At 64.8% G+C, this 12486-nt stretch carries 15 protein-coding genes; 6 read left to right on the top strand and 9 right to left on the bottom strand.

The window, feature by feature from the left end; genetic code table 11:
• The 4 genes from frr to rpsB form a co-directional block, all read right to left on the bottom strand.
• Entirely contained in the window at nucleotides 1-555 is a 555-nt protein-coding gene (gene frr / locus GZ67_RS0109245; RefSeq protein ID WP_029263480.1) for a ribosome recycling factor, read from the bottom strand.
• A gap of 68 nt (nucleotides 556-623) precedes the next feature.
• Complete coding sequence (pyrH, locus tag GZ67_RS0109240) at nucleotides 624-1340, bottom strand: UMP kinase (RefSeq protein ID WP_029263481.1); 717 nt, start codon at nucleotides 1338-1340, stop codon at nucleotides 624-626.
• Nucleotides 1341-1431: 91 nt separating this feature from the next.
• Entirely contained in the window at nucleotides 1432-2259 is an 828-nt protein-coding gene (gene tsf, locus GZ67_RS0109235) for a translation elongation factor Ts (RefSeq protein WP_029263482.1), read from the bottom strand.
• Between the two features lie 42 nt (nucleotides 2260-2301).
• Nucleotides 2302-3252, bottom strand: a complete 951-nt coding sequence (gene rpsB, locus GZ67_RS0109230) for a 30S ribosomal protein S2 (RefSeq protein WP_029263483.1) — start codon at nucleotides 3250-3252, stop codon at nucleotides 2302-2304.
• Between the two features lie 306 nt (nucleotides 3253-3558).
• Between rpsB and GZ67_RS0109225 the strand changes: the two genes are divergently transcribed.
• Nucleotides 3559-4083, top strand: a complete 525-nt coding sequence (locus GZ67_RS0109225; protein WP_029263484.1) for a murein hydrolase activator EnvC family protein — start codon at nucleotides 3559-3561, stop codon at nucleotides 4081-4083.
• 56 nt (nucleotides 4084-4139) lie between these two features.
• Here GZ67_RS0109225 and GZ67_RS0109220 read toward each other — a convergent pair whose 3' ends face one another.
• The 3 genes from GZ67_RS0109220 to GZ67_RS0109210 form a co-directional block, all read right to left on the bottom strand.
• Nucleotides 4140-5042 carry a tyrosine recombinase XerC gene (locus GZ67_RS0109220; RefSeq protein ID WP_029263485.1) on the bottom strand — a complete coding sequence of 301 codons (903 nt, stop codon included), beginning with the start codon at nucleotides 5040-5042 and terminating at the stop codon, nucleotides 4140-4142.
• 66 nt (nucleotides 5043-5108) lie between these two features.
• Nucleotides 5109-6305 (bottom strand): DNA-processing protein DprA, encoded by a 1197-nt coding sequence (gene dprA / locus GZ67_RS0109215; RefSeq protein WP_029273867.1) that lies wholly within the window; start codon nucleotides 6303-6305, stop codon nucleotides 5109-5111.
• Nucleotides 6302-6943 (bottom strand): ATP-binding protein, encoded by a 642-nt coding sequence (locus GZ67_RS0109210; protein ID WP_331280808.1) that lies wholly within the window; start codon nucleotides 6941-6943, stop codon nucleotides 6302-6304. The genes dprA and GZ67_RS0109210 overlap by 4 nt, the downstream gene beginning before the upstream one ends.
• On the opposite strand from GZ67_RS0109210, the gene GZ67_RS21220 reads away from it, so the two are divergent.
• The 3 genes from GZ67_RS21220 to GZ67_RS0109200 all read left to right on the top strand — a co-directional run bounded on the left by GZ67_RS21220 (nucleotide 6846) and on the right by GZ67_RS0109200 (nucleotide 10030).
• Nucleotides 6846-7055 carry a hypothetical protein gene (locus tag GZ67_RS21220; protein WP_442921995.1) on the top strand — a complete coding sequence of 70 codons (210 nt, stop codon included), beginning with the start codon at nucleotides 6846-6848 and terminating at the stop codon, nucleotides 7053-7055. The genes GZ67_RS0109210 and GZ67_RS21220 overlap by 98 nt on opposite strands.
• Nucleotides 6979-8490: a recombinase family protein gene (locus GZ67_RS0109205; protein ID WP_442922001.1), complete on the top strand. Its 1512-nt coding sequence runs from the start codon at nucleotides 6979-6981 to the stop codon at nucleotides 8488-8490. The genes GZ67_RS21220 and GZ67_RS0109205 overlap by 77 nt, the downstream gene beginning before the upstream one ends.
• 91 nt (nucleotides 8491-8581) lie before the next feature.
• The gene (locus tag GZ67_RS0109200) at nucleotides 8582-10030 is read left to right on the top strand and encodes a PIN-like domain-containing protein (protein ID WP_029263489.1); all 1449 of its coding nucleotides are present in this window, start codon (nucleotides 8582-8584) and stop codon (nucleotides 10028-10030) included.
• A gap of 191 nt (nucleotides 10031-10221) precedes the next feature.
• Here GZ67_RS0109200 and GZ67_RS19750 read toward each other — a convergent pair whose 3' ends face one another.
• On the bottom strand, nucleotides 10222-10806 hold the full coding sequence (locus GZ67_RS19750) for a DUF4145 domain-containing protein (protein ID WP_081859958.1): 585 nt from the start codon (nucleotides 10804-10806) through the stop codon (nucleotides 10222-10224).
• A gap of 101 nt (nucleotides 10807-10907) precedes the next feature.
• On the opposite strand from GZ67_RS19750, the gene GZ67_RS0109190 reads away from it, so the two are divergent.
• Together GZ67_RS0109190 and GZ67_RS0109185 are read left to right on the top strand one after the other, a co-directional pair.
• On the top strand, nucleotides 10908-11102 hold the full coding sequence (locus tag GZ67_RS0109190) for a hypothetical protein (RefSeq protein WP_029263491.1): 195 nt from the start codon (nucleotides 10908-10910) through the stop codon (nucleotides 11100-11102).
• Between the two features lie 114 nt (nucleotides 11103-11216).
• Nucleotides 11217-11843 carry a hypothetical protein gene (locus GZ67_RS0109185; RefSeq protein WP_029263492.1) on the top strand — a complete coding sequence of 209 codons (627 nt, stop codon included), beginning with the start codon at nucleotides 11217-11219 and terminating at the stop codon, nucleotides 11841-11843.
• 3 nt (nucleotides 11844-11846) lie between these two features.
• On the opposite strand, the gene GZ67_RS0109180 is transcribed toward GZ67_RS0109185, so the two are convergent.
• On the bottom strand, nucleotides 11847-12482 hold the full coding sequence (locus GZ67_RS0109180; protein ID WP_029273865.1) for a recombinase family protein: 636 nt from the start codon (nucleotides 12480-12482) through the stop codon (nucleotides 11847-11849).
• Nucleotides 12483-12486 lie beyond the last annotated feature (4 nt).

The following is a 12486-nucleotide window of genomic DNA, read 5'->3' as shown; positions in this document are numbered from 1 at the left end:
CTACACCTCGAGGAGTTCGGCCTCTTTGCGCTTCAGCGCGTCGTCGATGAGGTCGACGTGCTGGCGCGTCAGGCCGTCCAGCTCCTTCTCGCCCCGAGCGATCTCATCCTCACCGAGCTCGCTCTTGAGCGCGTCGAGCTCGTCCTTCGCCTTGCGCCGGATGCCACGGACATGGACCTTCGCGTCTTCAGCCTTGGTCTTGACGAGCTTGACGTACTCCTTGCGACGCTCAGCCGTGAGCTCGGGCATCGTCACGCGCACGAGGTTGCCGTCGTTCGTGGGGTTGACTCCGAGGTTCGGCATGTCGCGGATCGCCTGCTCGATCGCCTTCAGCGCCGACTTGTCGTACGGCGTGATGATGAGCGTTCGGGCTTCCTGGTTCGCCAGCGATGCGAGCTGGGCGATCGGGGTCGGCGTGCCGTAGTAGTCCACGAGGACCTTCTGGAACATCTGCGGGTTCGCACGACCGGTGCGCACCGTGGAGAAGTCCTCCTTGGCAGCTTCGACCGCCCGGTTCATACGAGTGGTGGTTTCAGCGAGGACGTCCGCGATCACGGTGGCTCCTATCGTCGGGGTGTTCTGCAAATTCTATCGGGCGAAGTCGTCTCCGCCGTGTCACACGCTCAGGCGGTGACGAGGGTTCCGATCGGCTCGCCGAGCAACGCGCGGGTCACGTTGCCTGCGGGCTCCATGCCGAACACGCGCATGTCCATGCTGTTGTCCATACACAGGCTGAAGGCGGTCGAGTCGACGACCTTGAGGCCACGCTGCAGCGCATCACGATACGTGACGCGCTCGATGCGCTCCGCGTCGGCGTGCTTGTTCGGGTCGGCGGTGTAGATCGCGTCGACGCCGTTCTTGGCGACGAGGACCTCGTCCGCGCCGATCTCGAGCGCGCGCTGCGCTGCGACGGTGTCGGTGGAGAAGTACGGGAGGCCTGCGCCGGCACCGAAGATGACGACGCGGCCTTTCTCGAGGTGACGCTCGGCGCGACGCGGGATGTACGGCTCGGCGACCTGAGTCATCGAGATGGCCGACTGCACGCGGGTGGCGGCTCCGGCCTGCTCGAGGAAGTCCTGGAGGGCGAGGGCGTTCATGACCGTGCCCAGCATGCCCATGTAGTCGGCGCGCCCCCTGTCCATGCCGCGCAGGCTGAGCTCGGCACCGCGGAAGAAGTTGCCTCCACCGACGACGATCGCCACCTCGACCCGATCGACGGCCGCGGCGATGTCGCGGGCGATCTGCGAGACCACATCGGGGCTGACACCCAGCTGCCCCGCTCCGAAAGCCTCGCCGGAGAGCTTGAGAAGGACGCGTCGGCGTCCGGTGCGTTCATTCATGGGTGGGTGTCCTCTCGTCCCGATTCAAGATAGTGCCTCGTGGGCATGAAGAAGGGGTTCGGATCATGCGATCCGAACCCCTTCGACCTTGCTACGCGCCGACCTTGAAGCGCGCGAAGTCCGTCACGGTGATACCGGCGTCCTTCGCCACCTGGGCGACAGAGAGCTTGTTGTCCTTGGCGTAGTCCTGCTCGAGCAGGGCGACCTGCTTGATGAACGCAGACACGCGGCCTTCGACGATCTTCGGGAGAGCCGCTTCCGGCTTGCCCTCGTTGCGAGAGATCTCGGTGACGATCTCGCGCTCCTTCTCGACCGCGTCCGCCGGCACGTCCTCGCGGGACAGGTACGACGGGTTCGCGAAGGAGATGTGCTGGGCGATGCTGCGCGCGGTCTCGGCATCCTCACCCGAGTAGGCGACGACGACACCGATCTGCGGGGGCAGGTCCTTGCTCGTGCGGTGGAGGTAGACCTCGACCTTGTCGCCCGAGATCGTGCGCACGCGGCGCAGTTCGACCTTCTCGCCGATGATCGCGGCCTCTTCGGAGATGACCTGCTCGACGCTCTTGTCGCCGGCGGAGGCGGCGAGGGCGGCGTCGACCGAGTCGGCCTTGACCGCTGCTGCGGCGTCGGCGACCTTGTCGGCCAGCGAGATGAAGCGCTCGTTCTTCGCGACGAAGTCGGTCTCGCAGGCGAGCTCGATGAGCGTCACAGCGCCATCCTGCTCGCGAGCGACGATCAGTCCCTCGCTGGTCGAACGGTCAGCGCGCTTCGCGTTGCCCTTCGCACCCTTGAGACGCAGGATCTCGGTGGCCTTCGCGACGTCTCCGTCAGCCTCCTCGAGCGCCTTCTTGGTGTCGACCATTCCGGTGCCGAGCTGCTCACGCAGCGCCTTGAGGTCAGCGATGGTGAAGTTGGCCATGTGTGGTGGCTCCTTGCTTCGTTAGGTGTGTGAACGAGGGGATTACTTGGCGTCGGCAGCCTCGGCGGCGGCGACCTCAGCGGTCTCCTCACCGGAAGCGGCGGCGATCGCCTCGTCATGTGCCTCCGCACCGGCCTCGTCGGCAGCGGTCTCGTCAGCAGCAGGCGTCTCGACGACGGCGGCCTCATCGTCGGATGTCACGACCTCGGCGGCGTCAGCGGACTCCTGCACCTCCTGGGCGGGAGTCTCGAGGAGCTCCTTCTCCCAGTCGGCGAGCGGCTCGGCGTCACCCGTCTCCGGGTTGTGCTTCTGCTGCAGGCCCTCGGCCGCGGCGTCGGCGATGATGCGCGTCAGCAGCGAGACGGAGCGGATCGCATCGTCGTTGCCGGGGATCGGGTACTGGAAGTCGTCCGGGTCGGCGTTGGTGTCGAGGATGCCGATCACCGGGATGCCGAGCTTCTTGGCCTCATCGATCGCGAGGTGCTCGCGCTTGGCGTCAACGACCCAGATGGCCGACGGCGTCTTGGTGAGGTTGCGGATACCGCCGAGCGACTTGTGCAGCTTGTCGAGCTCACGCTTCTTGAGCAGGAGCTCCTTCTTCGTGAAGCCGCTGTTGGCCGGGGTCTCGTAGTCGAGCTCCTCGAGCTCCTTCATACGTGCGAGACGCTTGGAGATCGTCTGGAAGTTGGTGAGGAGTCCACCGAGCCACCGCTGGTTCACGAAGGGCTGGCCGACACGCGTCGCCTGCTCGGCGAGGATCTCCTGCGCCTGCTTCTTGGTGCCGACGAAGAGGATCGTGCCACCGTGGGCGACGGTCTCCTTGACGAAGTCGTAGGCCTTGTCGATGTAGCCGAGCGACTGCTGGAGGTCGATGATGTGGATGCCGCTGCGCTCGGTGAGGATGAAGCGCTTGACCTTCGGGTTCCACCGACGGGTCTGGTGTCCGAAGTGCACGCCGCTGTCGAGCAGCTGGCGGATGGTGACCACAGCCATGGTCGTCTCCTGGTTCTGGCGCGTTCCTGCGCCGTTGAGGTTGCAAGCCGATCGGATGATCGGACTTCCTGGTGCCCGGCCCACGCCCGCCTGTTCGAGGAACAGGACCTGTGGGAGTGGATGCCGCGATCTGAATCGCTTTGGGCACGCGTAGTCACCCCGATATCGAGGTGCTCCCCCAGCATACAGGACGCAGCGACGTCACTCACCCTGCACCGACAAGCCCCCGCCGGAGTCATCCACTCGCTCCATCGAACGGGCCGAGTTGTCCATCTGACCGCTCCGAGGAGCCGTCACACTCCCCTCATGCGCATTCTGCTCCGAACGACGTCCGGCACGGCCATCGCCGTGCTCGTTGCGCTCGCCCTGTGCGCACCCGATACCTCGGCGGCCTCGGGCGGCACAGCAGACCTACCGCGCTGGCGCTGGCCGCTCGCCGGGAATCGAGAGGTCGTCGAGCCGTTTCGCGCTCCGGCGCACGAGTACGGCGGCGGTCATCGTGGAGTCGACATGGACGCCTCGATCGACGCGGTGGTCACGGCCCCCGCAGATGGCACTGTGGCTTTCCGCGGGACCGTCGTGGACCGGCCGCTCCTGACCATCGAGCACGACGGCGGCCTCGTCAGCACCTTCGAACCACTCCGGACGACGCTCGACCCTGGAGACGCGGTGTCGGTCGGGCAGGAGATCGGATTCGTCGACGTTGGCGGTCATACCCCGGCGGGTGCGCTGCACCTCGGCATACGACGAGACGGCACGTACATCAATCCGATGCTGCTCTTCGGCGACCCCCCTCGGGCCATCCTGCTCCCCTGCTGCGACCCGCTGTGATCCCGCCCCACCATGGCTCCCGCAGCCCAAGCGGCTCAAGCAGGTCGCTCCCGACGTCACGCCCGAGGATGTGCCAGCCGGTAGGTCGCGGTCAGACGTTCGGCCGAGACGTGCGTGTATATCTGGGTCGTGCCGAGGCTGGCGTGGCCGAGTATTTCCTGGACGGCCCGCAGGTCTGCACCACCGTCGAGAAGGTGCGTGGCCGCCGTGTGTCGGAGAGCGTGCGGGCCGATGGTCTCCGCGCCGACGATCGGTGCCAGCACCCTGGCGACGAGTTCGTATACCGCTCGAGGGCCGATCCGGGCACCACGGCTACCCAACATCACCGCCGGTGAGAAGTTACGCGCCCTCGCCACCAGGACGGGCCGGCCACGATGGAGGTACGCCTCGAGCGCAGCCCTCGCCGGAGCGCCGTACGGCACCACCCGCTCCTTGGCTCCCTTCCCGAGCACGCGGGCCGTTCCTCTGTCGAGGTCGAGGTCATCGACATCCAGCCCGCACAGTTCGGCGACACGGATGCCGGAACCGTAGAGCAGCTCGAGGATGGCGTGGTCGCGCAAAGCCACCGGATCTCCCGTCTCGGCCGCATCGCGATGCGCATCGAGCAGGCCAGACATGGCTTCGCGGGATGCCACCGTGGGCAGTGTGCGTCCCTTCTTCGGCGCGATCAGCCGCAGGCTCGGGTCGTGGGATACGAGCTCCTGCTCGTGCGCCCAGCTGAAGAATGACCGGGCGGCCGCAGCTCGCCGCGCGAGCGTGGATCTCGCGTCGCCGCGCTGGGTGGCTCGCCAGAGCCAATCTCTGAGCACCTCGAGGTTGACTTCTTCGAGCGTGACGCCGACTGCCGACGTCTGGAGGTCTCGAAGGTCCGACCGGTACGCCTTCACGGTCGCCGGCGAGAGTCGACGCACCCGCTCCAGGTGACCGACGAACGCCTCAGTGGCGACCGCGAGATCCATGGCTTCAGCTTGCCGCCGCGCGCCGCGTCCTCTCTTCAGCCTCGCCGATGTCTCTGCGGATGCCTCTCACTCGGTCCGCGACGCGCGCGCCCGGTGCCACCCCCGTTCGTCGACGGAGACATCCCCGTCCAGATGCAGCAACCCGAGGCATGAGCGCACGCGTTCCGGCGACAGGCCCGACCTGCGGGCGATCTCCTCGACCGAGAGCCTGGACCTCGCGCTCAGGGCATCGAGGACCCGAGTGCGATTCGGATCGTGCTCATCACCCTCGCCCGCTCGTTGTTCGATCGACCCCCATAGCTCTCGTACCTCATGTGCCGACGTGACGCACTGCGCGTCGTACTCCCGGAGCAGCCGGTGGCACCCCGCGGAAGATGCCGATGTCACCGGCCCGGGAACGGCTCCGAGCGGACGACCCAGCGTCGCCGCATGACCGGCGGTGTTCAACGAGCCGCTGCGCCACCCCGCTTCGACCACGACGGTAGCCTGCCCGAGCGCAGCGATAAGTCGGTTCCTCGCCAGGAAGCGCCACTTGGTCGGGGCTGCGCCGCACGGCGGTTCACTCACCACAGCCCCCTCCACCGCGATCTGCTGCAGGAGCCTCTGATGACCCACCGGATAGGCGCGGTCGACTCCGCCGGCGAGGAAGGCGACGGTCGCGCCACCCACACCGAGAGCAGCCCGGTGTACAGCACCATCGATCCCGTATGCACCGCCGGAGACGACCACCGCTCCCCTGGCGGCGAGATCCCCGCTGAGTTCCGCCGCAACGTGTTCGCCATAGCTGCTGGCGGCCCGTGCTCCGACCATCGACACGCGTGGCTCGCGCACGAGCAGATCGGCATGTCCACGCACCCACAGCGCGTTCGGCGCGTGTGGACCGAGATCATCGAGGCTCACGGGCCAGTTCGCGTCGCCGGGGACTACCAGTTGCGCGCCGACATCGAACGCGCTGCGGAGAGCCTGCCGCACCGCGCGAGGATCCGCCCGAAGACGCCATCGTGCTCTGGCCTCTGACAGCGCCCGAGATGCCCGCCCGCTCGCAGCACCGGAGGGTATCAGCGACGCGCCATCTCCCAGCGCCGCCGACAGTGCATCGCCAGCGCCCAGGGCCTCGATCAGTGCACCTGCGACGGCATCACCGGGTTCGGCGATCACGCTCCACGCTGCGCGAGCCACGCACTCCGCGACGGCATCCCCCTTGTGGATGCGACGGACCGCTGCGATGGTCTCGGGGTCGTCCTGTAGTTCGTCGATCCTCATGACAGTCCTCTCCGCAGGTGCAGCGCCCTGCCGATCTCCTCGGCGCCGGGCCGGTCGATGTCTGCCAGATCGGCCATGGTCCACGCGACTCTGAGCACTCGGTCATAGCCCCGCAGTGTCAACGACCCGCGCTCCAGCGCACGATCGAGTGGCGATCGAGTCGCGGCGGAGAGTCGCAGGGCCCCCTGCCGGAGCCAGGTTCCCGGGACATCGGCATTGCGCCGCCACGGCGTGCTCTTCCACCGTTCCGCCGCACGCTCGCTCGCGGCGAGGACCCGGGCCCTCGCCCGCGCTGTCGTGGTTCTCGCCCTCCGCTCGTCCGTCGCGCACGACGCGGCCACCCGGGCGACGTGCAGGTCGATATCGATTCGATCGCGGAGCGGTCCCGACAATCGCGTCGAGTACCGCCGGATCGCCATGGGCGGACACACGCATTCGGCACCCCTGACGCCATGATTTCCGCACGGACACGGATTCATCGCGAGCAGCAGCTGGAACCTCGCGGGAAAGCGCGCTGTAAACCCCGCTCGATGCACCTCGATGACTCCCGATTCGAGCGGCTGGCGCAGCGCGTCGAGAGCCGCGCGAGAGAACTCCGCCGCCTCAGCGACAAATCCGGAATATACCCTTGATACAATCGACTATGAGCACCACTCCGAATCGTCGCGTCGCGCTGTATCTTCGTCAGTCACTGGATCGCGCCGAAGGTATCGAGTCACAGCGCGAGCGCTGCAGTGCGCTGGCCCGTAGCCGAGACTGGCAGATTGTCGACTCCTTCACGGATAACGAGACCAAAGCCTCCGATGTGCGAGGACCCGGCACCGGATGGGGGCGGATGCTCCCCCGCATCGGCAAGGACTTCGATGTCGTTGTGTCGGTGGACCTTGACCGGCTGGCTCGCAATACCAGAGACCTGAATAAGCTGATCGACCTCGGAGCCGCGATCGTCACGGTTGACGGTGAGATTGACCTCACCTCAGCTGACGGCGAGTTCCGCGCCACGATGATCGTCGGCATCGCTAGGTTCGAGACTCGTCGTGCGAGCGAGCGCCAGAAGCGGCACAAGGCCGCGAAGGCCGAACGCGGAGAATGGCATGGCGGGACTCCCCCGTACGGTTTCAAGGTCGAACGGGGAACGCTGGTGCCTCGCGCCGACGAGGCGGAGCGCATCCAGGAAGCGATTCGCCGATTGCTGAACCTGCGCGTCTCGATGCACTCGATCATCGTTGATTGGAACGACCGAGGTATCAAGACTCGGAAGGGGAATCACTGGCGGCAGTCGAACCTGCGGTCAATTCTTCTCAACCGGTCGCTGTTGGGAGAAACCAGTGCTGGCGTCGTCGGCTGGGATCCGATCGTTGACGCCGACACATTTGACCGACTACACGCGCTGCTCACCGACCCGTCGCGCAGGATCGTCAAGTCTCCCGGGGTGAAAGGCGGCAAGTACACCATGGGCGGTGGGCTGACGGTCTGCGCCAAATGCGGTAAGCCCCTCATCACTAGCAAGAAGTACCTCGCGAGCGGCGACTTAACGATCATCTCCTGCCTGAAGCGTGTGCACGGACCCAGCGAGCATCACCCTCGAATCGAGAGACAGGTCATCCAGAACGGCAAGAAGATCGCTGTCACCCAAGACACCGGGCGGGTGTCCATCGCTCACGACATTCTCGAAGAGTATGTCTTCGGCGAAGTCGTGAAGCGACTCCACGACGATAACTACTGGCTCTCGCGTAAGTCCGAAACAGACCCCGAGGCTGATCGCAAGATTGCCGCACTGAACGAGCGGCGCCATGCCCTGTTCGAGAAGCGAAAGCGCGCGGAGGATCTGGCGATTGAGGGCGACATCAGCAAGGAGCGGCTCCGCGAGACTGTGCGAGCTGTAGAGGCCGAGGTTGAGCAGATCGCGAAGGATATCAACGGACTCATCGCGCCACCCAACATCGAGGACCTGTACGGCAGACGCGAGCAGGTTCTCGCCGCGTGGCCGCGGTGGAAGGTCGGGGACCGGCGCGCCTTCCTGTGCCTGCTGATTGACAGGGTTGTCGTTGGCGACTGGCCCGAGGACATGGCAAGGGTCTACAAGCCTCGGAAGGGCGAGACGCCAGCCGAGTATGAGAAGCGTCATCGCTCGATGATGCTCGAAGCGACTCGACGCCGGGTCGCCATTCAATGGGTTAGGTGATGCGGTAGCTTTGTGCCGCGACGTCAGCAGCGCACTCGCCGGAGTGCAGGCTGATCTGACAGCGCTGGGCCATCGCATCAGGAGTCGATCAATGAAGAGCACGTTCCGCGGGTACTATCCTCCGAGCCGCGCAGAACTCCTGACCATGTGGTCAGAAGGCCTCCTGGTGCTCGACACGAACGCGCTCCTCAACCTGTTCAGATACTCCAAGAGCGCCCGTGAGGACTTCTTCAAAGCTCTGAGAGCAAAGAAGGACGCCTTGTGGATCCCCTGGCAGGTTGGACAAGAGTTCCATCGTCGCCGAATCGAGATCATCAATCATCAGACGAAGGCATTCGAGTCCATCGAGGAAGCGCTCACGCGCGCTCACAATCAGGCAGAGAGCGCGCTGAACGGCTATAAGCGGCACCCATCGCTAGATGTCCAGCCTCTCAGAGATGATCTGAAGGAAGCTTTCGAATCGCTGATCAAGAAGGTGAAAGCATCCGCCGAAGGACACCGAGACACGGTTGTTCGGCGACGGACCAACGAGAGCATTCTGACTTCGATCACGCGCCTGTACGAGGGGCGCGTCGGCGTCGCCTTTGACGAGGCGAAGTTGGCCGAAATCTATGCCGAGGGCGCGACGAGGTACGAGAACAAGGTCCCTCCCGGGTTCGCCGACCGCAATAAAGATGAGCCCGGCCGCTACGGAGATTTGGTGCTTTGGAAGCAGTTGCTAGTGCATGCCTCTGACGTGAAGCTCCCAGCGATCTTCGTGACCGACGATCAGAAAGAGGACTGGTGGTACACGGTCGATTCAGAGCGTCACGGAGCTCGACCCGAGCTTGTGCAGGAGTATTTCGACGCTGCGGGCCAGCGCGTTCATTTCATGACGTCGGACCGGTTCCTGGACTTCGCCAAGTCGCAGATGGTCGACATCAGCGAAGAGTCCGTGAATGAAGCCGAGCGCTTTACACGGGAGAGCGCGCGACGGGCACTGACGGCTCGTGACCGCGAGGCTGAAATGGACCTTGACTGGCGTCGGAGGACGTCCCGGTCTATGCCCCGGGAGCGCCCAATGAGTATCGCTGAGCGGCAGAGGCTCCTAGACCGTGACGTCGAGTTCCAGCGCGCGCAGCACCAGCTTCGCACAGCGCAAACGCAAGCTTCTATAGCTCGCGCCGCCCTCAGTGACGCGCTTGCGAATCAGGCGCGAGAACCTGAAACGGCTGAGTCTGCGCAACGAATCATCGATGCTGAGCGTCGGGTGCTAGTTGCGGAACGTGAAGTCGTGTTCGCTCAGGAACAGATGAGCGAGGTCTTTCGGAAGTTCGACGACAGCGAGGGCCGGCGTCCCTCGTTTCACGACGATCCAAGGATGCCCAGGCGGATGCGCGACATCCTCGAGCCCCCGCTCTCACCCCTCGACTTGCCACCATTGGACGAGCCGATCGACGCCTCCAATCAGGACCCAAGGCACGGCACGTGGAGATCGCGCACCGTCGATGAAAACCGAGTAGTCATCGACTGGCATCCGGACGAGAACCGCGATACCTAAGGATTCAGCTCGGCGAGTTTGAACGATGCCTGCTCTGATCAAGGTCGGGCCCGTCGAACTGGGGCGGAATCTGAACCTGTTCGTACTCGGCGGAGTAGTCAGCGACCGCGCCGCACTCGGCGCAGCGATAACCCCTCGGGTGGTCGCGCATCACAACCGAGCAATGCGGACACCGCGGCTGCGCGCCCGGGTCATACACCAGGCGCCGACCTCTTGCTCCGCAGCCTCGCTGTTCGCGCAGGGCCTTGGAAAACCTCGGACAAGATCTCGTCCATCAGTACGAGCACGTCCCGCACGTCGTCGGCGTTCGGTAAGTCTTCGATGTCACCGTGAGCCATATCGTTGCCAAAGTGGCGAATCTCGTGCGCGGCGTCCTTCGTATCGGCGCGAATGTAGCTCTGTGCAGCCATGGCATCGATCTTTGCGACGAGCATGCCTTTCGTGATGCCCTTCGCCTTCGCTGTCGCCTCAACGACGGTTCGTGCCATCAGAATCGCTGACATGTACGCGTTGATGCTCTCTGCGCCGTGGGCTTCCTTGGCCGCACGAGCGATGTGTTCCGGCACATCTGGGAACAAGGGGGCCGCGCCGACTCGCGGGTACCAGACGAACGACGCATCGTCGGTGTACTGGAAGTGCGTCTTCGGGTCATTCCCCGTAGTTGCGTAGTTGAAGCTTTCCGCAAGGCTGGCGCGACGGCAGTTGTCGCAGGTCGCCACAGCCTGAAGCACCGGGGCGGTGCCTACTCGGATCGTGTGAGCCCACTGGGGCGTCATGTGAGAGTACCGTTCGCAGAAAGCACATATCGCGGAGACCATGAGCCAATCATGCTGCATCCCAACGACAGTGACGAGAGACGCTACGGCAGTATGGGCGTATGAGCGCGAAGAGGCACGCGGACGACCAGACCGTCGAACTTCATATGGAGCCTGACGGGTTGCACATCGCCTGGAAAGACCACTCGACAGGTGAGGTCTACGGCGAGATTGTCCATCCCGAACGGGAACGCGCGGTGCTGATAGAAGAAGGCATCGATCCAACTTCCTTCTTCCACGAGATAGGGAACCCCTAGAAGCGCCTGGGAGCGCGCGAGGTCCCGGGCGATGTTCGCTATCGCTCGCGGCCTACGACGCGCGCAGAAGCGCCCAAGACGCCCCCTGTCGCCGGGTGTGGATATCCTTCGACCATGAACGAGCGCCCCGCCGAGAGCAGCACCCGCCGAACGATAGAGCAGATCGTCGCGGGCCTTGTCATCGTCTTGGTCGGTCCGACCCTTACCTGGTTCATTGGCAAACTTGCCGACGCTGACCTGCCAGTCGGCTGGTACTTCGGCGGCATCGTCGTCGTCGCCCTGTTCGCGACCGTCATCTACGGTCCATGGAGGCGTGTGATCTGGGGAAGCATCGCACTGTGGCGACCGCTCACCACCAAACGCACTCTGGAAAAGGCACATGCGCACGGTCGCGCTGAACTCCAGAGCGAGCTAGATGCTGAGGCAGAGCAGAACAGGCATAGACCACTCATCCGTCCACAATGGCTGATCCTTCCTGGCTCAGAGAGGTACGAGTGGGTGCTCTTCAACGCGGCGGAAGGCAGCACAGCGGAGCACGTTTCAATCACGCCGGGCAGCGGCTTCTTCGCAGGCTCTGCGCTGGACTGGGATAGCGTCCACGGCGGCGAAAAGGGCATCTTCCGAGGACGGCGAAACGAGCAGGGGCAGACTTTCGGTGTGAGATTCTCGGTCGAGTGGACCGACATTTACGGCGAACGCCAGCCCGCGACGGTCGACATCGCAGGCGAGGAAGCTTTCTAGGCCTCAGGCGCTTCGCACCTCTGCAAGCCTCACACTGTTGGCGTGCCAGCGCGCATCTGCGCGAGTTGAGGGTGTGGGGATACCGGCAGCGTTGAAGTCCGCTGCGATGCGCCAGTAGGGCACCTGCTTGCGGCGCTCGGCTCGAATGCGACGGATCACGGCAGGGTCTTGCTTGCTCGGGCGACCGAGCTGCACTCCCCTGGCTCGGACTGCGGCGAGGCCGGCCTTTGTACGGTCGCTAATCGTGTCGCGTTCCCACTCGGCAAGGAGCACGAGCATGTGCGCGAGCATCTTGCCGTTCGTTGTCGCGGTGTCCACGTCGAGGTCGAGTGCTGCGACTCCCCATCCTTGACGGCGCCCGAGGTCGAGTATCCCCGAGAAGTCATGCACAGAACGGCTGAGCCTGTCGAGCTTGGCAACGGCGAGCATGTCGGCTTCACCGTTCGCGAGCATTGCCAGCGCCACCGATCCGGCCTTGCGCTTCGATAGAGGTCGAGTGCCTGACACGTCAGGGTCTTCGAACCACGCAACGATCTGGTGCTGTCGGTAGTCGGCCCACCGCTCGATCGCGGCACGCTGCGCCTCGATCCCGTTCTCTTGGCGGTCGGTGCTCACACGGAGGTACGCGACAACGTTCACAGCT

The organism is Microbacterium sp. Cr-K20 (genome assembly GCF_000708325.1).
Taxonomy (GTDB): Bacteria; Actinomycetota; Actinomycetes; order Actinomycetales; family Microbacteriaceae; genus Microbacterium.
The sequence above is the reverse complement of the archived record's forward strand: the minus strand, read 5'-3'. Positions and strand labels throughout refer to the sequence as shown.

Coding starts and splice junctions, on each gene's coding strand:
- GZ67_RS0109200 (WP_029263489.1), top strand. CDS start 8,582: ATGAAGAGCACGTTCCGCGGGTACTATCCTCCGAGCCGCGCAGAACTC.
- rpsB (WP_029263483.1), bottom strand. CDS start 3,252: ATGGCTGTGGTCACCATCCGCCAGCTGCTCGACAGCGGCGTGCACTTC.
- GZ67_RS0109225 (WP_029263484.1), top strand. CDS start 3,559: ATGCGCATTCTGCTCCGAACGACGTCCGGCACGGCCATCGCCGTGCTC.
- dprA (WP_029273867.1), bottom strand. CDS start 6,305: ATGAGGATCGACGAACTACAGGACGACCCCGAGACCATCGCAGCGGTC.
- GZ67_RS0109220 (WP_029263485.1), bottom strand. CDS start 5,042: ATGGATCTCGCGGTCGCCACTGAGGCGTTCGTCGGTCACCTGGAGCGG.
- tsf (WP_029263482.1), bottom strand. CDS start 2,259: ATGGCCAACTTCACCATCGCTGACCTCAAGGCGCTGCGTGAGCAGCTC.
- GZ67_RS19750 (WP_081859958.1), bottom strand. CDS start 10,806: ATGACGCCCCAGTGGGCTCACACGATCCGAGTAGGCACCGCCCCGGTG.
- pyrH (WP_029263481.1), bottom strand. CDS start 1,340: ATGAATGAACGCACCGGACGCCGACGCGTCCTTCTCAAGCTCTCCGGC.
- GZ67_RS21220 (WP_442921995.1), top strand. CDS start 6,846: ATGACTCCCGATTCGAGCGGCTGGCGCAGCGCGTCGAGAGCCGCGCGA.
- GZ67_RS0109185 (WP_029263492.1), top strand. CDS start 11,217: ATGAACGAGCGCCCCGCCGAGAGCAGCACCCGCCGAACGATAGAGCAG.
- GZ67_RS0109190 (WP_029263491.1), top strand. CDS start 10,908: ATGAGCGCGAAGAGGCACGCGGACGACCAGACCGTCGAACTTCATATG.